The 18,458-nt window shown below is 63.1% G+C and carries 16 protein-coding genes; 3 read left to right on the forward strand and 13 right to left on the reverse strand.

Features of this window, described 5'->3' with window-relative positions; all coding sequences use genetic code 11:
• Positions 1-7: 7 nt before the first annotated feature.
• The 7 genes from LB538_RS00355 to LB538_RS00385 form a co-directional block, all read right to left on the reverse strand.
• The gene (locus tag LB538_RS00355) at positions 8-400 is read right to left on the reverse strand and encodes an SUF system Fe-S cluster assembly protein (protein ID WP_140840200.1); all 393 of its coding nucleotides are present in this window, start codon (positions 398-400) and stop codon (positions 8-10) included.
• Positions 401-405: 5 nt separating this feature from the next.
• Positions 406-1,647, reverse strand: coding sequence for a cysteine desulfurase (locus tag LB538_RS00360; RefSeq protein WP_224525596.1), 1,242 nt, complete (start codon positions 1,645-1,647; stop codon positions 406-408).
• Positions 1,648-1,751: 104 nt separating this feature from the next.
• Positions 1,752-3,023, reverse strand: a complete 1,272-nt coding sequence (sufD, locus tag LB538_RS00365; protein ID WP_224525592.1) for a Fe-S cluster assembly protein SufD — start codon at positions 3,021-3,023, stop codon at positions 1,752-1,754.
• Positions 3,024-3,048: 25 nt separating this feature from the next.
• Positions 3,049-3,804 (reverse strand): Fe-S cluster assembly ATPase SufC, encoded by a 756-nt coding sequence (sufC, locus tag LB538_RS00370; protein ID WP_224525590.1) that lies wholly within the window; start codon positions 3,802-3,804, stop codon positions 3,049-3,051.
• Between the two features lie 11 nt (positions 3,805-3,815).
• Entirely contained in the window at positions 3,816-4,499 is a 684-nt protein-coding gene (locus LB538_RS00375) for a hypothetical protein (RefSeq protein WP_224525587.1), read from the reverse strand.
• On the reverse strand, positions 4,496-6,013 hold the full coding sequence (gene sufB, locus LB538_RS00380; RefSeq protein ID WP_224525583.1) for a Fe-S cluster assembly protein SufB: 1,518 nt from the start codon (positions 6,011-6,013) through the stop codon (positions 4,496-4,498). The genes LB538_RS00375 and sufB overlap by 4 nt, the downstream gene beginning before the upstream one ends.
• Before the next feature lie 239 nt (positions 6,014-6,252).
• The gene (locus LB538_RS00385; protein WP_224525580.1) at positions 6,253-7,413 is read right to left on the reverse strand and encodes a cysteine desulfurase family protein; all 1,161 of its coding nucleotides are present in this window, start codon (positions 7,411-7,413) and stop codon (positions 6,253-6,255) included.
• Positions 7,414-7,680: 267 nt separating this feature from the next.
• Here LB538_RS00385 and LB538_RS00390 point away from each other — a divergent pair, with 267 nt between their 5' ends.
• Positions 7,681-8,355 carry an alpha/beta hydrolase gene (locus LB538_RS00390; protein ID WP_095765174.1) on the forward strand — a complete coding sequence of 225 codons (675 nt, stop codon included), beginning with the start codon at positions 7,681-7,683 and terminating at the stop codon, positions 8,353-8,355.
• A 27-nt stretch (positions 8,356-8,382) separates the two neighbouring features.
• On the opposite strand, the gene LB538_RS00395 is transcribed toward LB538_RS00390, so the two are convergent.
• Both LB538_RS00395 and LB538_RS00400 read right to left on the reverse strand, forming a co-directional pair.
• Entirely contained in the window at positions 8,383-9,246 is an 864-nt protein-coding gene (locus tag LB538_RS00395; RefSeq protein WP_224525578.1) for a phosphatase PAP2 family protein, read from the reverse strand.
• Positions 9,247-9,288: 42 nt separating this feature from the next.
• The gene (locus LB538_RS00400; RefSeq protein ID WP_224525575.1) at positions 9,289-10,932 is read right to left on the reverse strand and encodes an ArnT family glycosyltransferase; all 1,644 of its coding nucleotides are present in this window, start codon (positions 10,930-10,932) and stop codon (positions 9,289-9,291) included.
• Positions 10,933-11,163: 231 nt separating this feature from the next.
• Between LB538_RS00400 and tyrS the strand changes: the two genes are divergently transcribed.
• Positions 11,164-12,417 (forward strand): tyrosine--tRNA ligase, encoded by a 1,254-nt coding sequence (gene tyrS / locus LB538_RS00405; RefSeq protein WP_224525572.1) that lies wholly within the window; start codon positions 11,164-11,166, stop codon positions 12,415-12,417.
• 11 nt (positions 12,418-12,428) lie between these two features.
• On the opposite strand, the gene LB538_RS00410 is transcribed toward tyrS, so the two are convergent.
• Complete coding sequence (locus LB538_RS00410) at positions 12,429-15,851, reverse strand: DUF3971 domain-containing protein (RefSeq protein WP_224525569.1); 3,423 nt, start codon at positions 15,849-15,851, stop codon at positions 12,429-12,431.
• Between the two features lie 95 nt (positions 15,852-15,946).
• On the opposite strand from LB538_RS00410, the gene LB538_RS00415 reads away from it, so the two are divergent.
• Positions 15,947-16,414, forward strand: coding sequence for a peroxiredoxin (locus tag LB538_RS00415; protein ID WP_140840217.1), 468 nt, complete (start codon positions 15,947-15,949; stop codon positions 16,412-16,414).
• A 41-nt stretch (positions 16,415-16,455) separates the two neighbouring features.
• Here the strand turns inward: LB538_RS00415 and LB538_RS00420 are convergent, their stop codons facing one another.
• Genes LB538_RS00420 through LB538_RS29315 form a run of 3 tightly spaced genes read right to left on the reverse strand, consistent with a single transcriptional unit; the run spans position 16,456 to position 18,259 of the window.
• Positions 16,456-17,592: a GNAT family N-acetyltransferase gene (locus LB538_RS00420; RefSeq protein ID WP_224525564.1), complete on the reverse strand. Its 1,137-nt coding sequence runs from the start codon at positions 17,590-17,592 to the stop codon at positions 16,456-16,458.
• Positions 17,589-18,065, reverse strand: coding sequence for a sterol desaturase family protein (locus LB538_RS00425; RefSeq protein ID WP_411908980.1), 477 nt, complete (start codon positions 18,063-18,065; stop codon positions 17,589-17,591). Before LB538_RS00425 ends, LB538_RS00420 begins: the two co-directional genes overlap by 4 nt.
• Positions 18,065-18,259 (reverse strand): hypothetical protein, encoded by a 195-nt coding sequence (locus LB538_RS29315; RefSeq protein WP_411908981.1) that lies wholly within the window; start codon positions 18,257-18,259, stop codon positions 18,065-18,067. Before LB538_RS29315 ends, LB538_RS00425 begins: the two co-directional genes overlap by 1 nt.
• Positions 18,260-18,458: the final 199 nt, after the last annotated feature.

An 18,458-nucleotide genomic window follows, 5' to 3' on the forward strand; every position in this document is an offset into this window, starting at 1 on the left:
ATGGGCCTCAATACCATCCGACCGCGACCTGCGCCTCTTCCGACATGCGATCGGGAGTCCATGGCGGATCGAAGACCATTGCGACCTCGACGCCGGACACGCCCTCGACGGCGCCGACGGCGTTCTCGACCCAGCCGGGCATCTCGCCGGCCACCGGGCAGCCCGGCGCGGTCAGCGTCATATCGATCTTGACCGAACGGTCGTCCTCGATATCGATCTTGTAGACGAGGCCGAGCTCATAGATGTCGGCCGGAATTTCCGGGTCGTAGACGGTCTTCAGCGCCGAAACGATGTCGTCGGTCAGCCGCGCCAGTTCGTCGGCGGGGATCGCCGAGGCCGAAACGATGCCGTTCGCGACCGTTTCCGGCGCTTTTTCCGCGGTGGTGCTCACGTCGTCCATCATCGTCACCCGAAGAACTTTCGCGCCTTTTCCAGCGCCTCGGCCAAAGCGTCCACTTCGGCCCTGGTATTATACATGCCGAACGATGCCCTGCATGTGGAGGTGACGCCGAAGCGTTTCAACAGCGGCTGGGCGCAATGCGTTCCGGCCCGGACCGCGACACCTTGCCGATCGATCACCATCGACACGTCATGCGCATGGATACCCTGCAATTCGAACGAGATGATGGCGCCCTTGCCGGGCGCGTCGCCGAAGATGCGCAGCGAGTTGATGGCGCGCAGCCGCTCATGCGCGTAGGCCTTGAGGTCCGCCTCATGCGCGGCGATGCGCTCGCGGCCGACCTTCTCCATATAGTCGAGCGCGGCGCCCAGGCCGATCGCCTGGACGATCGGCGGCGTGCCGGCCTCGAAGCGGTGCGGCGGCTCGTTATAGGTGACGATGTCCTCCGTCACCTCCTCGATCATTTCGCCGCCGCCCATGAAGGGGCGCATCTCTTCCAGCCTGTCCTTCTTGCCGTAGAGCACGCCGATACCCGACGGGCCGTAGACCTTGTGTCCAGTGAAGACGAAGAAATCGCAGTCGAGATCCTGCACGTCGATCGGCATGTGCACCGCGCTCTGGCTGCCGTCGACGAGGACAGGAATTCCACGCGCATGCGCGACGCGCACGATCTCCTTAATCGGCGTCACCGTGCCCAGCGCATTGGACATATGGGTGATGGCGACCAGCTTGGTGCGGTCGCTCAGGCGCTTTTCGAATTCCTCGATGTGGAAGGCGCCGAGATCGTCGACCGGCACCCAGACCAGCTTCGCGCCCTGCCGCTCGCGGATGAAATGCCACGGCACGATGTTGGAGTGGTGCTCCATGATCGACAGCACGATCTCGTCGCCCTCGCCGATCCGCGGCATGCCCCAGCCATAGGCGACGGTGTTGATCGCCGATGTGGTGTTGGAGGTGAAGACGATGTTATCGGTGCTCGGCGCATTGAGAAACCGCCGCACCGACTTGCGCGCATTCTCATAGGCATCCGTCGCGGCGTTCGACAGGAAATGCAGGCCGCGATGCACGTTGGCGTATTCCTGGGAATAGGCGTGCTGGATGGTGTCGAGCACCACCTGCGGCTTCTGCGCCGAGGCGCCGTTGTCGAGATAGACCAGCGGCTTGCCATAGATCTGGCGCGACAGGATCGGGAAGTCGCGGCGGATCGCCTCGACGTCGTATGGTGTGGTTTCGATCTTCTGGTCCATCTCGAAGTCCTTGTCGGCCGAAGCCGCGATCCTTCCAACACCCCTCATCCGTCTTGGCGCTTCGCGCCAATCCACCTTCTCCCACAAGGGGAGAAGGTTAGGCGCTAGCCGTGCGTCGAAAACCAGCCGTCGAGCCGCGCTTCCAGCGCTTCGACCAGCGCCTCGTCGTCCAGTTCCTCGATCACTTCGGCCACGAAAGCCTTCACCAGAAGACCCCGCGCCGACTTCTCGTCGATGCCGCGCGCCATCAGGTAGAACAGATGGTCGTGGTCGATCTCGGTGACGGTGGCGCCATGGCCGCAGACGACGTCGTCGGCGAAGATCTCCAGCTCCGGCTTGGTCGAGAACTCGCCGTCATCCGACAGAAGCAGCGTGTTGCAGGCCATCTTGGCGTTGGTCTTCTGGGCGTATTGATGCACATTGATGCGGCCCTGGAAGACGCCGCGCGCCTTGCCGGTCACTACGTTGCGGATCACTTCGGTCGACGTGGTGTGCGGCACGGCGTGGTCGAGCACCATGGTCACGTCGGTGTGGGTGTCGCCGGCGAGAAGATTGATGCCGCGCAATTTGAAGTCGGCGCCCTCGCCTGTCGTCCTGACGACGACCTCCTGGCGAACAAGCCTGCCGCCGGCGTTCATCACGAACAGCGTCAGCTTGGCGTCCTTGCCAATATGCGCCTTGAACTGGGCGAGATGCGTGGCCGTGTCCGGCTGTTCCTGCACGATCAGCCAGGTCACTTCCGCGCCGTCGCCGACCACGAGCTGGCTGACCGAAGAGGCGAGCGCCTCGTCGCCCTCGCCTGCCTGGCGCTCGACGACAACTGCCTTGGCGCCGGCCCCGACACGCGCCAAGAGCCGGACATGCGACTGGCCGCCGGCCTGCAGGTTCTGCAATTCGACCGGCTTTTCCAGCTCGGCGCCGTCGGCGATGTCGACGAAATAGCCGTCGGCGACAAAAGCCGTGTTCAGCGCGCCGATCGCGTCGTCGCTGCCATAGGGATCCAGTCCTGGAGCCACGCTGCCGTCGGTAAGCTTTTCCGACAGGCGCTGCACCGTGACGCCGTCGATCTCCGGCAGCTTCGTCTGCGAGACGCCGTTCAGCACCGGCAGCACGGCCGAGCCTTCAAGAACCGGCGCAAGCGCCTTGACGACGGCGCCGGCCTCGAAAGCCGGCACCGACGTCAGCAGCCGGCGCAGGTCCGTATAATGCCAGGATTCGACGCGGCGCGTCGGCAAGCCGTGCTTGATCGCCTCGATCGCATCGTCGCGCTTGACCATCACCGCGCCGTCGCCGGGCAGCAGCGACAGCCGCTCGCCGAAGGCGTCGATCAGCGCCGTCTCAGCCAAGGTCCGCTGGGGCTGTGCATGCATGTTCATGACTTTTGCCTCGACCGCTCCCATGTCACGCGGCTTGCCCGATCACGCCGGCATAGCCATTGGCCTCGAGATCGAGCGCCAGCGACTTGTCGCCCGACTTGATCACCTGGCCCCTGTAGAGCACGTGCACCGTATCAGGCACGATGTGCTCGAGCAGGCGCTGGTAGTGGGTGATGACGACGATGGCCCGGTCCGGCGAACGCAGCGCGTTGACGCCGTCCGAGACGATCTTCAGCGCGTCGATATCGAGGCCGGAATCGGTCTCGTCGAGCACGCAGAGCTTTGGCTCCAAGAGCTTCATCTGCAGGATCTCGGCGCGCTTCTTCTCGCCGCCCGAGAAGCCGACATTGAGCGGCCGCTTCAGCATGTTCATGTCCATGTTGAGCGAGGCGGCGGCGTCCTTCACCCGCTTCAGGAACTCCGGAACCTTCAGCGGCTCCTCGCCGCGCGCCTTGCGCTGCTCGTTCATCGCCACCTTCAGGAATTCCATGGTCGCGACGCCCGGTATCTCCATCGGATACTGGAAGGCAAGGAAGATGCCGGCAGTAGCGCGCTCGGCCGGATCCATTTCGAGGATCGACTGGCCGTTGTAGAGGATGTCGCCCTCGGTGACCTCATAGTCCTCGCGGCCGGCGAGGATATAAGACAGCGTCGACTTGCCCGAGCCGTTCGGACCCATGATGGCGGCGACCTCGCCGGCTTTCACCGAGAGATTCAGGCCGCGGATGATCTCGGTGCCATCGTCGACGATGCGGGCATGCAGGTTTCTGATCTCAAGCATTGTTCTTTTCTCTAGTTAACTCGCCAGGGGGTGAGGGCAAACTTCCCCTGATCGTCCAAGTGGATCCATTCACCGAACTCCATAGCCAAATCGATCACGTTGTGCACATAACTGTGCCGGACCTTAAGATCGGCGGATTTGCTCGCCTCAACGGGATCGACTTGGGTACGAAGCCTACGGCCATTTAGAAAAATTGATTCATCGACAAAGTAGAAGAACGTCATCCTGAAGTTGCCGGTGTAGTCACCACCAAACCGCTCTGCGGCTTGTCCGTGATCATAGTCGAAACCTAGCGATTTCAACCTATCGTACCAAGTAAGACAGGTTCCCTTTGCAGGCAGATAGTTGCTGACAAGGTGCAACGTATCCACGTCAAATCTATCTTCCCGCTTGGTAGCGGATTTGGTAGCCACGCTGGATAAACCACCCAGTGTACCGCTCACGTAGTCGGGCCATTCCCGCCATTCCCCCCACCACGAGGTGCTGTGAAAATAGCTTAGCTCAGATGCGTCTACGCCTGACCGGAAAGCGCAGAATTGACGCCAAATTTCCATGAAAATCCGTTCCCGGCCTCCGAAATCCGAGGCAGGTCTTCCAGCCAGGGACGAAAACCACGCAGCCATAGGAGATTCAACGTCTTGCTGAACCCCTTCCGAGCTTTGCAGTGCCGCCGTTTTACGGCCGAAGAGTTTCACCCCACGCTCCCCTCTAGGCTGATTCCGATCAGCTTCTGCGCTTCGACGGCGAACTCCATCGGCAGCTGCTGGATGACGTCCTTGACGAAGCCGTTGACGATCAGCGCGATCGCCTCTTCCTCGGGGATGCCGCGCTGCATGACGTAGAACTTCTGGTCCTCGGAGATCTTCGAGGTCGTCGCCTCGTGCTCGAACTGCGCCGTCGAATTCTTGGCTTCCATGTAAGGCACGGTGTGCGCGCCGCACTGGTCGCCGATCAGCAGCGAATCGCAATTGGTGAAGTTGCGCGCGTTGGTCGCCTTGCGATGCGCCGAGACCTGGCCGCGATAGGTGTTCTGCGAGAAGCCGGCGGCGATGCCCTTGGATATGATGCGGCTCGACGTGTTCTTGCCGAGATGGATCATCTTGGTGCCGCTATCGACCTGCTGGTAACCGTTCGACACCGCGATCGAATAGAATTCGCCGCTGGAATCGTCGCCGCGCAGGATGCAGCCCGGATATTTCCAGGTGATCGCCGAACCGGTCTCGACCTGCGTCCACGAGATCTTTGAGCGATCGCCGCGGCAATCGCCGCGCTTGGTGACGAAATTGTAGATGCCGCCCTTGCCCTCGGCGTCGCCGGGGTACCAATTCTGCACCGTCGAATATTTGATCTCGGCATCGTCGAGCGCGATCAGCTCGACCACCGCAGCGTGCAGCTGGTTCTCGTCGCGCTGCGGCGCCGTGCAGCCCTCGAGATACGAGACGTAAGCCCCCTCCTCGGCGATGATCAGCGTGCGCTCGAACTGGCCGGTGTTCTTCTCGTTGATGCGGAAATAGGTCGATAGCTCCATCGGGCAGCGAACGCCCTTCGGCACGAAGACAAACGAGCCGTCGGTGAACACTGCCGAATTCAGCGTCGCGTAGAAATTATCGGAAGTCGGCACGACCGAGCCGAGATATTTTTTCACCAGCTCCGGATGCTCGCGGATCGCTTCCGAGATCGAGCAGAAGATGACGCCCGCCTGCGCCAGTTCCTTCTTGAAGGTGGTGACCACCGAAACGGAATCGAACACGGCATCGACCGCGACGCGGCCGGACTTGTAAACGTTGTCGCCGATCTCGTCCTCGTCCGTGACCGCGGTCTTCTGCACGCCGGCCAGGATTTCCTGCTCCTTGAGCGGAATGCCGAGTTTTTCATAGACCTTGAGCAGTTCAGGGTCGACCTCGCTCAGCGACTTCGGCCCCGGCGTGCTCTTCGGCGCGGCGTAGTAGTGGATGTCCTGGAAATCGATCTTCGGATAGTGGACGCGCGCCCAGGTCGGCTCTTCCAGCGTCAGCCAGCGGCGATAGGCCCCCAGACGCCATTCCAGCATCCAGTCCGGCTCGTCCTTCTTGGCCGAGATGAAGCGAATGATGTCTTCGCTAAGGCCCTTGGGGGCCTTGTCCATCTCGATCTCTGTCTGGAATCCATATTTATACTGGTCGACGTCGATCTTTCGAACCCGATCGATCGTCTCCTGCACAGCAGGCATAAGCGTTCTCCATCCACGCCGGGGTCAAGGCCCGGCAGTTTTCAAACTATGGCACCGCCGAAATCGCGTCCCAGGGAGGGACTCGCGGCGGAGTAAGCTCCATATAGTGCGTGTCCGCCGGAAATTCACCCGGCCAGGACAAAACGCACGGCTCTACCAGGCCCTAAAGCCTGAATTCGTTTTCGAGCAGCGGAAATCCGGGAACCGCGAGGCGTTTCCCGCTCCGATGCTTTGCCGCGTCAGGCGGCTTCTTCCTTGCCCGCCCGGCGCGCGACGATGCCGGCCAGTGCCGCCCGGAACGTGGCGATACCCTCGGCACCGGTCGCACGGCCGATCGAGACGCGCAAGGCGCCTAGGCTGTCGCCATGCCCCATCGCCTTCAGCACATGGCTTGGCCCGACCTTTCCCGACGAGCAGGCTGAACCCGCAGACAGCGCGACGCCGGCGAGATCGAAAGCGATCTGCGCCGTTTCGGCCTTGACGCCGGGAATAGCGAAGAATGTCGTGTTGGCAAGCCTGGGAGCGCCATTTCCGAAAATTTCCGCGTCTGGCGCGAGGTCGCGCACGATCGCCTCGACCTCGTCGCGCCGGCTCGCGATGGCGTCCATGTCGGCGAGACCGGCCAGCGCGGCACGCGCCGCAGCGCCGAAACCGGCGATCCCGGCGACGTTTTCCGTGCCGGCGCGGTGGCTCTTCTCCTGGCCGCCGCCATTGATCAGCGGGCGCGGCATCATCAGGTCGGATGCGGCCACGATCGCGCCGACGCCCTTCGGGCCGCCGATCTTGTGCGAGGACAGGATCAGATAATCGGCATAAGGAATTGACATATCGAGCGGAATCCGCCCGGCAGCCTGCACGGCGTCGACGACCAGCACCCCGCCGGCGGCCTTGACGATCTTGCCGATGCGCCCGATCGGCTGGATAACGCCGGTCTCGTTGTTGGCGGCGTGGATCGCCACCAGCGGCAGACCAGCGGCCTTGTCATGCGCGGCAAGCGCGGCGGCCAGCGCCTCGATATCGGCAATGCCGTGCCGATCGACGCCGATCTTCGTCACCTGCGCCGGCGCGAAGCGTCCACCATTCAGGATGCAGGGATGGTCGGCTTCCGAGACATAGAGATGGCTCATGGGGATAGCCCCGCGCCCCATCTGCCAGTCGGGCGTAAGCAGCGTCGAGGCGGCTTCGGTGGCGCCGGACGTGAAGACGATATGCTCGGGCTTGGCGTTGACCAGCCGCGCCACGTCGCGGCGCGCGTCCTCGACCAGCCGGCGCGAGGCGCGCCCTTCCGTGTGAACCGATGACGGGTTGGCGGCATCGAGCGCGGCGACCATCGCTGCCCGCGCTTCCGCAATGAGCGGCGCGCTGGCGTTGTAGTCGAGATAGGCGCGGATTGCGGCCATTTTCGCTCAGTTCGTCCTTCCGCCGACTATCCCGCCAGGATAGCGCGTTATTTCCTTGAAATTGCAAGGCAAGCCGTCCTATTTACCCGGCTTGCGGCGCGGGCGGCCGGACCATCGGGTTTCGGCCTCCCAGTTTTGAACAATTCTAAACTAGCTTCTAGGAACACGCTCGCCCGGCGTCAAGGCCACAGAAGATGTGGGGCCGCGGGTGAGTCGGGATCAGGAAAGTTCCGGGCGAGCGCATTCATATGCCATGTGGAGTATTTTATGCCTGAGGTCATTTTCGCCGGTCCGGCTGGTCGCCTGGAGGGACGTTATCAGCCCTCGAAGGAAAAGAGCGCCCCGATCGCCATCGTGCTGCATCCGCACCCGCAATTCGGCGGCACGATGAACAACAAGATCGTCTACGACCTCTTCTACATGTTCCAGAAGCGCGATTTCACCACGCTGCGTTTCAATTTCCGCGGCATCGGCCGCAGCCAGGGCGAGTTCGACCATGGTACCGGCGAATTGTCGGACGCGGCCGCCGCGCTCGACTGGGTGCAGTCGCTGCATCCGGATTCGAAGAGCTGCTGGGTCGCCGGCTATTCCTTCGGCGCATGGATCGGCATGCAGCTCCTGATGCGCCGGCCCGAGATCGAGGGTTTTATTTCGGTCGCGCCGCAGCCCAACACCTACGACTTCTCGTTCCTGGCGCCCTGTCCGTCGTCCGGCCTCATCATCCATGGCGATGCCGATAAGGTGGCGCCGCCGAAGGATGTGCAGGGCCTGGTCGACAAGCTGCACACGCAAAAGGGCATCACCATCACGCAGAAGACGATCCCAGGCGCCAACCATTTCTTCGCCAACGATTCCGAGCTGCTGATCCAGGAGTGCGCCGACTATCTCGACCGTCGCCTGGCGGGCGAGCTGGCCGATCCGAGGCCGAAGCGGCTGCGCTAAGCGCGGAGGGCCGTCACTCCAGGCGCCTTAAGGGGTCTGGATTCGGTCGACGGCGGCCTCGACCGGATCGGCCGTCGAAATTCTGCCTCTCGGCGCGCGGAACGGTCCTAGTCGGAATGTCCGCTTGCGCACCGGCAGCTTCGAACCGGTCTGGCCGAAGATGAAGCCGAGCCGGGCAAACACCAGCCCCGATAGCACCGCGAACGCCAGTCCGAGCCCGAAACCCGCGACCGTGTCGCTGGGATAGTGCGCGCCGACGAAGATGCGTGTCGAAGCGATGCAGGCCGTGACCGCCAGCGCGATGGTCCAGCGCCGCGGGAACAACAGCAGCAGGATGCCGAAAACGGCGCCCATCGTCGTGGCATGGCCGGATGGGAAACCGGCAAAGCGCGCGTCCATGGCGAAAGGATGCAGCGACAGGACGCCAAAGCTGTCGAAATAGAGCGGCCGAGCGCGGCCGATTCCGTATTTCAGCACGTTGACCGCAAGACCGGACAGGCCGACGGCGCAAAGCACCAGGAACGCGAAACACGTCCAGTTGTAGACGATCATCCGGCCATGCCGAGACAGGCCGCGCCAATCCGTCAGATTGGCGGCAACCAGGCAGAGCGCCGCCGGAATGAGGTACCAACCGCCGAGGCCGAATTGCGTGAAGAAATCGGTGAAGCGCGCAAAGCCGGAGGACCATTCGCCGCGCATCTCGCCCGCGCTAATATCGAGGCGCAGGAAAGTCGCAACGGTGAGCAATATCCAGGCTATGAGCCAGACGCTCCACAGAATTCTCGGATAGCGCGCCGGCCGCACGGCAAAGCGTCGCCTCACGATCGACATCGTGTCGCGGAAATTGCCGAGCGAGCGGCGGTAGAGGGCAAGGGGCGGCGCGTCGGACATGGCTGGGCGCTTATAGGGACATTCGATGCCCAACGCTATTCATCACGGCGCCACCCGGTAAAGCCCGAGCGACAGCTTGTCTCCCGACGAATAGTTGATGCCGTCGATCTCGGTCAGCCGCTTTGCCGACTTGCCCTGAGCGGCCAGCACGTTGGTAAGCTTCTGCTCGTCCTTGATCGGCGCCAGCCCGAGCGCGCAGGATGGATCGGCAAGCAGATGTTGCCCCACGCCCTCGATGTCGGTCAGCACGGTCTTGGTGCCGACCAGGAAGACCAGGCTTGGCTCCTGGAACTTCGCCGAGGCAAGCACCGTGGTGTCGCAAGGGCGGTTGGCGTCGACAGCGGCCTTGACGGCGGGGCTCAGCCAGATCGGTTTCAGCGACGGCGCGATCACGCCGAACAGCAGGCTGAAGGTGATGCCGGCGCCGACCGCGATGGCCGCGATGCGCGGCAGCGGCACCTGCAACTGCCTGTGGAAGGCAAGATAGCCGGTGACCAGAGCGGCGATCGCCGCCGGTATGCTCCACCAGGAGAAGGTCTTGGCTAGGTAAAGCGGCGCGCCGACGCAGACCACGGCAAGGCCGATCGCCACCACGGCAAGGCCGAAAGCCGTCGCCCACCACAGCCATGTCTGCCAGCGCTTCAGCGGCGCGTTGGCCTTGTCCGCCGGCAAGGTGAGCAGCCAGCCGACCAGAAGCGCCATGCCCGGATAGGCCGGCATGACATAATGCGGCAGCTTGGTCGGGATCGCCTCGAAGACCAGCCAGAACGGGATGTACCAGGCCAGGCAGAAGCGCAGCCGCGGATCGTCCCAAAACCGGTTGATAGCCTGGAGCCCGGCGCCGACCGCAATCAGCCCGAAGGGCCACATGAACAGCGAATAAGTCAGCATATAGAAGCCGGGCGGCAGGCCGTGCGATTCCTCGCCTTGCGCCACCTTGTTCAGCATGTCCTTGCCGACCGCTTCCTGGAAGAAGGCCCCGCCGCTCTTCCAGGTGATGAGGATCAGCCACGGCAGCACGATCGCCAGCACGATCAGGACGCCGCGCACCAGCTTCATCTTGAGGAGCCAGCGCCAGTCGCGGTCGAAGGCAAAGAGGGCAGCGGCGGTCAGCAGCGACAAAAGCGGTGAAACCGGGCCCTTGATGAGAATGCCGAAGCCTTGCGCGATCCAGAAAATCCACGGCAGATGCCCGGGAACCGGTTCGTTGCGCTTCGAAGCCCAATAGACCTGCGCCAGCGCGCCTTGCGCTATCACGCAGCAGGCGAGAAGCATGGCATCGGTCTTGGCGTCGCGCCCCTCGAAGGCGGTGGCGAAGATCGCCGCCATCATCAGGCCGGCGGCCAGCCCGGCATTGGCGCCGAAGAGTTTTGTCCCGGTCCAGCCGATGCCGACGACAGCGAGCGCGATGCCCAGCATCGAGACCAAGCGATAGATCCAGATCGGCGCCGCGGCCCCCTCGCCGCTCAACGCCACGGCGGCCGACTGCAGCCAGTAGATGCCGATCGGCTTCTTGTAGCGCGTGACATCCTGCAGGCGGATATCGACATAGTCGCCGGTCTCGACCATCTGCTTCGTCGACTGGACGAAACGGGATTCATCGCGGTCGACCGGCGGCAGGCTTGCCAGCCCGCTGACGGTCATCACGATGCTGAACAGAAAGAGGAAGAGGGAGTTCCTGTTCATCGCGGGAGCTTTTCCGATCTGAAACTGCGGGATGGCCCCGTCGCGGTGCATGGCGCCGTGTCTTTGCGCGGCGCCTCATTACGCCAGCAAAAAGGGCGAGGCAAGGACGCGCCGCGCCGTATGCGATTCCAAGCAAAACCGGAAACCACTTTTGCTGATCGCGCTTGGATGCTAAACGCGCGCCTTCATATCAAGCATGGCCAAGCGCCCGGCGACCTCCAGGAAGAAAAAATGTCCGCCTTCAAATCCGATTTCCTGCGCATCATGAGCGAGCGCGGTTTCATCCATCAGATTTCGGATGAATCCGCCCTCGACCAGCTCTTCGCCAAGGAAACGGTGAGCGCCTATATCGGCTTCGACGCCACCGCCAAAAGCCTTCACGCCGGGTCGCTGATCCAGATCATGATGCTGCATTGGCTGCAGCAGACCGGCCACCGGCCGATCGCGCTGATGGGCGGCGGCACCTCGATGATCGGCGACCCGTCCTTCAAGGATGAGGCGCGCAAGCTGCTCACCCCGCAGGACATCGACGACAATCTCGTCGGCATCCGCCGCAATTTCGCGCCTTACCTGAAATTCGGCAGCGGCCCGGGCGACGCGGTCATGGTCAACAATGCCGACTGGCTGATGCAGATCAATTACGTCAATTTCCTGCGCGATGTCGGCCGGCATTTCTCCGTCAACCGCATGCTTGCCTTCGATAGCGTGAAGCTGAGGCTCGACCGCGAGCAGTCGCTGTCCTTCCTCGAATTCAACTACATGATCCTGCAGGCCTACGACTTCGTCGAGCTCTACAAGCGCGTCGGCTGCCGGCTGCAGATGGGCGGCTCGGACCAGTGGGGCAATATCGTCAACGGCATCGACCTCGGCCACCGCATGGAGGGCGTGCAGCTCTTCGCCATGACCACGCCGCTGCTCACCACCTCCTCCGGCGCCAAGATGGGCAAGTCCGCCTCGGGCGCGGTCTGGCTCGATGGCGACATGCTCTCGCCTTACGAATTCTGGCAGTACTGGCGCAACACCGAGGACGCCGATGTCGGGCGCTTCCTGAGGCTCTATACGACTCTGCCGCTCGACGAGGTGGCGCGCCTTGAAAAGCTCGGCGGCTCGGAGATCAACGAGGCGAAGAAGATCCTCGCCACCGAGATCACCGCCATGCTGCATGGCCGCGAGGCGGCCGAGACCGCAAGCGAGACGGCGCGCAAGACTTTCGAGGAAGGCGCGCTCGCAGACACTCTGCCCAGCGTCGAGGTCGCCAAATCGGACCTTGAGTCAGGCGTCGGCATCCTGGCGCTGTTCGTGAGCGCCGGGCTGGCCGGCTCGAACGGCGAAGCGCGCCGGCATGTCCAAGGCGGCGCCGTGCGCATCAACGATCAGCCCCTGACCGACGACCGCCGCGTCGTCACGCTTCAGGATCTCGGCCCGGAAGGCGTCGTGAAGCTTTCGCTCGGCAAGAAAAAGCATGTGCTGGTACGGCCGATCTGATCGGCCGAACCTTACTGCGCAGTTTGGGACGGTTGCTGCCTGTACTCGAAGATCGAGCGGAATATGCCCGGCGCCACCACCGATAGCGGATTGATGTTGAGCGTCGGCTTGTTGGCATTGCCGCGCAGCCGGTAGGTGACGCCGATCAGGCCGCGGTCGCGTCCGTTGCCCAGCAACGGCCCGAACAGCGGCAGTTCGCCGAAGATGCGGTTGAGCCCGTAGACCGGCATGAAGGTTCCGGTCATGTCCATGTTGTTGTTGGGATCGTAGAGCGTTCCCTGGAAGGTCGTGCCGATGCGCGGACCGCGCAGCAGGCCGTTCGCCAGTTTCAGATAGCCGGAACCCTTGTCGATCTCGGCAAAGCCGCGTTCGAACTGCACCCTGGACGTGTCGATGTTGCTTTTGACGGCCTGGTTCAGGCTGCGTGTATCGCCAGCCGGCGTCGTCGACACGATCGAGGCCAGCTTGGGCTCGTTGACCACATAGAAATTGCGGGCATCCACCTGTCCCTTCATCGGCCCGTCGCCGGCGCCTGAGAGCGACAGCGTGATCGCGCCGCCTTGCATGTGCTCGTAGACATTGAGGAAACGCAGGATCGCGCCGGCATCGGCAGACTTCACCCTGAGCACGCGGCCGCCTTCGCTGGTGGTGTTGTTGATCGCGATCGCGGCCCCCGAGCTTGCCGCGGCGGTGACGTTTAGCCCATTCACCCGCGATCCGGCGGCACTGTATTCGAGCTTGAGATTGGAAAGCACCTCGTCATGAAAACCGGTCAGCGATGCCACATCGGCGCTCACCGAGATCGCGTCGCTGCCGGCGCCCTTCGTGGCTGTATCGACATCCGAGGTGAACTGTTTGATCAGCGAGCGGGCGTCAAGCGACGCGCCGCTGACATCGACAGCGTAGCTCTTGCCTGAACGCTTGACCGAAACGGCGATGTCGTCGCCTCTGTTCAACGCGACTTTGCTGAAGCGGGCCGCGGACAGCGAGCCGTTGACCAGCGTCACATTGCCGTCGATCGAGAAGCTTTTTCCGTCGAGAGCGAAATCGGTCAATGTGGTGGTGCTGCCGGACTTCGCCATGTCGAAAGCGACCTTGGCGGGAATGCCGGCGCCCTTGCTCCAGCCCGCCCACGGAATGTCGAGCCTGGCATTGGTCAGGTCCGCCGAAACCTGCTGGGCGCCCTCGCCGCTCTTGTCGATCGCCACCTTGATGGTTCCCGACAGCAGGGCCGACAGTCCAGGCATGCTGGCGTTGCGCGTCTTGTCGTCGAGGACCAGCGTAACCTTGCGGCTTCGCGCCGGCCCGTCGTCGGCGAGCGGCTCGACGAGATCGAGGTCGGCCGGAATGCCGTTGAGCTTGGCCTCGGCGGAAATCACCGCCTGCTTTGGCCCGACGGTGATCGAGCCATCGGCGTCGGTCACGGTCTGGTCCTCGAAAGGCTTCGCCAGCGACAGGTCCCGATAATCGAGCGAAACCAGCCAATCTAGCTTCGAGGTGTCCATGCCCTTGGTCAGCGGAATGTCCGCTCTGACATGGCCGGTGACGGTGCCGGACAGGTCTTCCGGTGCCAGTCCGACATGGCGCATGGCATTGATCGGCTCATAGGAGGCCAGTTCGGCGATCGCCGGCGCCTCGCCCGCCACGTCGATGTCGAGCCCCCCGATGACAATCGGTCGGTTTGCATTCTTGACCGTCAGCGTGCCGCCGCTTGCCGCCACGGTGCGGCCGCTCGGCATATAGACGCTGCCCGAGGAGAGCGCGATATCGACATCGTTACCATGGAACGCAACCGCGCCGACGGCGTCGCGGACCGGCGGGATACGCCCGGCGGTATCGAAGCGCGATCCTTCGATCTGGAAACGGCCGAATACTTCATCGCCGGTAAGCGGCACGCCGTTGCCGAGGCGCCCCGGCGCGACCTGGAACTGCAGATTGGCGTCGGTCACCGTGCCGCCGAACAAGTTGCCCAGCACCCAAAGCCGCGCGTTGCGGGCCGAGAACCACGGCCACAATTGCTTGACATGCGAGACTGGCATGTCATGCACGTTGAGCGACAGCGATACCCCTGGCGGGCCGTGGTCGATGAAGGCGACGGTGGCCGCGCCCAGTACCTCGCCCGGTCCGCCGGAGCGCACGCCGATCTGCTCGGCAACGAGCTTGCGGCTCTTCGGCTGGTAGACACCGGCGATACGGGCCAGGAACTGAAGCGCCGGTTCCTGCGATTCCGAAGGCGCCAGCGTCGAGCCGTCGCTGGTGAGATCATAGCGGTAGGCGGGCTCCTCCCCCGCAGCTGCCGGCTTCGGCCCGATCGATCCGGCAAAGTTGAAGCTGGAGCGGCTGCTCCTGATCAGCAGCCGGTCGACCGAGATCTTGTTTGAACCGGCCACCAGCGTGGCATCGGCTTCGACATCGGTCGGCAGCAGCCCGCGCTCGCCCAGGTCGAGCACCGAACCGTTGAGGGAGAGCGAAGCCGCGAGGCGCGACGGGTTGTCGCCCGACGCTTCCGAGCCCGAAAGCTTCAATGCGATCGAACCCAGCTTGGCGCCATCGGCCGGGGCGGCCTCGGTCGAACTGCCCTTGCCGGGGGCGCCTTCTATCTCGAGATTGGCGTCCAGCGACGAAATGCGCCTTGCCGTCGCATCGCGCGTCGCCGAGGCGGTCAAAGTCGCGTGCCGGCCATCGACATCGGCATCGTAGGAAACCTGCATGCGTCCCGCGCCTGTCTGCGCGACGGTCGCCGAGGCGATGGTCACGCGCTTGACCGGTCCGGCGTCCGGCAGCTTGAACTCGACATTGCGCAGATCGATCTGTCGCATCGAGTCCTCGCGCACGGCATCAAGCGCGCCGTTGACGCCTGAAAACACCGCCGCCGACACTTTCTCCGGGTCGACAAGGCCATCCGCGTTGCGCAGCGCCGCCGTCCAGTCGCTGCCTCCGGAGGGCATGGCCCCCACCACGATATGGGCATCGGAAAATCTGGCGCTCGTCAGCCGGACGTCGCCCGAAAGCAGCGGCAGAAGGCGCATGCCGAAACGTACGCGTCCGATATCGGCCATCGGCTTGCCGTCGGCCGTCTTCAGGCTGACATCGTTCACCTGCAGGGCGACGAAGCTCGACCCGTCGAGCGTCAGCCGAGCCGGGCCGACGGCGACGTTGACATCGATGCCGGCCAGCTTCTCGATGGCTGTCTCCGCCTCAGTCCGCAGGCGCTCCGTGCCGATGCCGGAGGCGCCGAGGACATAGACACCCGCCGCCGCCAGAAGCATGAGCGCGCAAAACCCGGCAAACACCCGGCCGAGGACGCGGAAACGCCGCCGCACGGCTGCCCGGCCGAGCGGCGGCACGCTGCACGCGGACGGAAGCCTCGCCAGGTCGGTGATCTCGTCACGCCTGAACCTGATCTTCTCGTGCTGCGGTTCTTCCTGATCCAAGCAATATTCCGTTGTGACGAACTCGTCGTGGACGAATCCCCGCCTCACGTTATATCGATGATTTCCCGCGCGTAACCGCAAACAAGGGCATCGATATGGCTGACCTCGAGGTGGGCGACGCAGCGCCGCAATTCGATCTTCCGCGTGACGGCGGCGGCTCTCTCAGCCTCGCGGCGTTCCTGGGCAAGCCAGTTGTACTTTACTTCTATCCGCAAGACGACACCACAAGTTGCACCGCCGAGGCCATCAGCTTCTCGCAGTTGAAGCCGGAGTTCGAGAAGGCCGGTGCCGTGGTGATCGGGCTGTCGCCTGATAGCGCGAAGAAACACGACAAATTCAAGGCGAAGCACGATCTCACGGTCGATCTCATCGCTGACGAGGAGCGCAAAGTGATCGAGGCCTACCGTTTGTGGGTCGAAAAGACGATGTATGGGCGCAAATATATGGGTGTCGAGCGCGCCACCTTCCTGATCGGGAAGGACGGGCGGATCGCCCGTATCTGGCGCAAGGTTCGCGTCAAGGGCCATGCCGAGGCCGTGCTGGAAGCCGTTCGCGCGCTCTGAGCGTCGCCAAAGCCCGCCAAAGCAATCGACAATTATGGTCGTTACTCGTCAGATGCCTCAGGCTTCGGCTGCCGCCGCGTCCTCCAGGATTTCGAACGATGGCTCACCTGATCGGCCAGCGCGGCAAGATGGCCACGCAAGCCGCGCGCGCCCATCATGGACGACAGCGTGACTGATTGCGTGGCAAAGCGCCGCTTGAAATCCTCGCCGCCGCAGAGAAAATCAATCGTGGCAAGGCCGCGGTCGAACGACCATTGGATATAGTCCATCATCAGTACCATACCCGGCGAGGCGCGCTCGTATTCGGGATCATAGGTGGTGACGAAAGCCATCATCGTGCCGTGCTGCTCGAAATTGATCGAGACGGCGACGATCGTGTCGTCAAGCTCCAGCACGAAGATGCGCAACAGCCCGAGATCGGCCAGCACCGAAATAAGCGCGGCGAGAACCGGCGAGCCCTTGTCGAACAGATCCGAGGCACGACCATGGCGAGCGAGCCAGAGGCGCTTCAGCGTCGCGACGCGCTCGAGCACCGGTTCGCGCGGGTCCTCCGCATCCAGCAGCCGGAAACGCAATGCACCGCTTTCTTCCATGAACTTGCGGCCGCGACGATAATTCTGCCGGCCCTTCTTGGACAACGTCTCGAACCATTCCGCGCCACCCTGCCAGGAGCCAGCGACACGATAGCTAAGTTCAGCGCGGTGGTTGGGCCGAAGCGCCTTGCCATGAGCCGGTTCCAGCAGGGCATGAACACCGGCATCCGGTAGCAGTCGGTTGAGATAGATCAGGTCGAAGCCACCCTGGTCAAAAACATACTGCCAGAGGCGGAAGATCGCCCGCGGGTCGCTGTGAGGTGCAACCAGCGCGTCGCCATAGTCACTGTGATCCTTGGCCGCCCATTCGAGTACGCGGATGCCGGAACGCCTGAAGGTCGCGAGCGCTATCACGCCATCGAGCCGGTCGCCGTTCCAGGCAAGCCCAATCCTGAGCGCGCGCCGCTCCTGCTGCGGGGTGGTGCGCCACCAGGCCGCGATCCAATCCGGGTGCTGGAAGACAAGCCCGCCAGCCCGGTGCCAGAGCGCGCTCCAGGCCGGTGCGATCTCGGCAAGGCGCGCCGCCGTTGTCACGACTTCGAAGGTGCGTGTCCGCGGGATTGCGAGAACAACGGGAGCGTTCATGGCCGTGTCCCCTCCGAGGCTCGCGAGGTGCGTGACCGTGGCTTTCCGGGCCGGATGCGCCTGGCAATATGTCCCCACATCCGCCTCAGCGGCATGACGTAAAGGCCTGCGAGCGACTGATAGTCGCGCACATCGCGATCGACCAGTCCGAACTTGAAGTCCTCGTCAGGCTTCGGCACACACAATGTTCCGAAGAGCCGGTCCCAGAACGAGAAGAGCAGCCCGAAGTTCTTGTCGTAGTGGCGCGGATCGACGCTGTGATGCAACTGATGCCAGTGAGGACACAGGATCAAATTGTTGAGCGGGCCGAACGAGATCTTGAAATGCGTGTGCCTGACGAAATCCATCATCAGGATGTTACGCATGACATAGACGTTGACGCCAAAAACGGTCAGTTCGACAAGGTTCAGCGAAATCAGCGACCAGATGCCGAAGCAGAGCCCCACGACGATGCCGTCCCAAGCTCGGTTCATCAACTCGTCGAGCGGATGGACCCGACCTCACGCGGGATGGCGAACTCGAAAAACTCCTTCCAGCTCTTCTCCTCGACCGCGCGCCAATAGGCCACAAGCGCGCTGACAAAGGCAGTCAGCAGCAAAAGCCCGGTCGCCAGCAGACTGGTGCCCGAAATCTTGTCGAGGATCTTGCCAACCAGATCGCCCAGCATTCCCACCGCCACGATGAATCCCAAATACCAACACGCCTTTACTCGAAAAACGTCAACTAAACGCAATCGAAGACAGTTAAGAAACCCGAGCCTTGCTCTGCGAGCTACAGGCTGCTCCTGGCAGAACTTTGGTGCTCATCGCCAACGCGACACGGCGTCCGCGTCCTGAAGATTTTCGCGCTACCTCATGCCCGTACTG

This window comes from Mesorhizobium sp. Ca11, assembly GCF_020165275.1.
Taxonomy (GTDB): Bacteria; Pseudomonadota; Alphaproteobacteria; order Rhizobiales; family Rhizobiaceae; genus Mesorhizobium.

Coding starts and splice junctions, on each gene's coding strand:
- LB538_RS00415 (WP_140840217.1), top strand. CDS start 15,947: ATGGCTGACCTCGAGGTGGGCGACGCAGCGCCGCAATTCGATCTTCCG.
- LB538_RS00400 (WP_224525575.1), bottom strand. CDS start 10,932: ATGAACAGGAACTCCCTCTTCCTCTTTCTGTTCAGCATCGTGATGACC.
- tyrS (WP_224525572.1), top strand. CDS start 11,164: ATGTCCGCCTTCAAATCCGATTTCCTGCGCATCATGAGCGAGCGCGGT.
- sufD (WP_224525592.1), bottom strand. CDS start 3,023: ATGAACATGCATGCACAGCCCCAGCGGACCTTGGCTGAGACGGCGCTG.
- LB538_RS00425 (WP_411908980.1), bottom strand. CDS start 18,065: ATGAACCGAGCTTGGGACGGCATCGTCGTGGGGCTCTGCTTCGGCATC.
- sufC (WP_224525590.1), bottom strand. CDS start 3,804: ATGCTTGAGATCAGAAACCTGCATGCCCGCATCGTCGACGATGGCACC.
- LB538_RS00420 (WP_224525564.1), bottom strand. CDS start 17,592: ATGAACGCTCCCGTTGTTCTCGCAATCCCGCGGACACGCACCTTCGAA.
- LB538_RS29315 (WP_411908981.1), bottom strand. CDS start 18,259: ATGCTGGGCGATCTGGTTGGCAAGATCCTCGACAAGATTTCGGGCACC.
- LB538_RS00390 (WP_095765174.1), top strand. CDS start 7,681: ATGCCTGAGGTCATTTTCGCCGGTCCGGCTGGTCGCCTGGAGGGACGT.
- sufB (WP_224525583.1), bottom strand. CDS start 6,013: ATGCCTGCTGTGCAGGAGACGATCGATCGGGTTCGAAAGATCGACGTC.
- LB538_RS00395 (WP_224525578.1), bottom strand. CDS start 9,246: ATGTCCGACGCGCCGCCCCTTGCCCTCTACCGCCGCTCGCTCGGCAAT.
- LB538_RS00355 (WP_140840200.1), bottom strand. CDS start 400: ATGGACGACGTGAGCACCACCGCGGAAAAAGCGCCGGAAACGGTCGCG.
- LB538_RS00385 (WP_224525580.1), bottom strand. CDS start 7,413: ATGGCCGCAATCCGCGCCTATCTCGACTACAACGCCAGCGCGCCGCTC.
- LB538_RS00360 (WP_224525596.1), bottom strand. CDS start 1,647: ATGGACCAGAAGATCGAAACCACACCATACGACGTCGAGGCGATCCGC.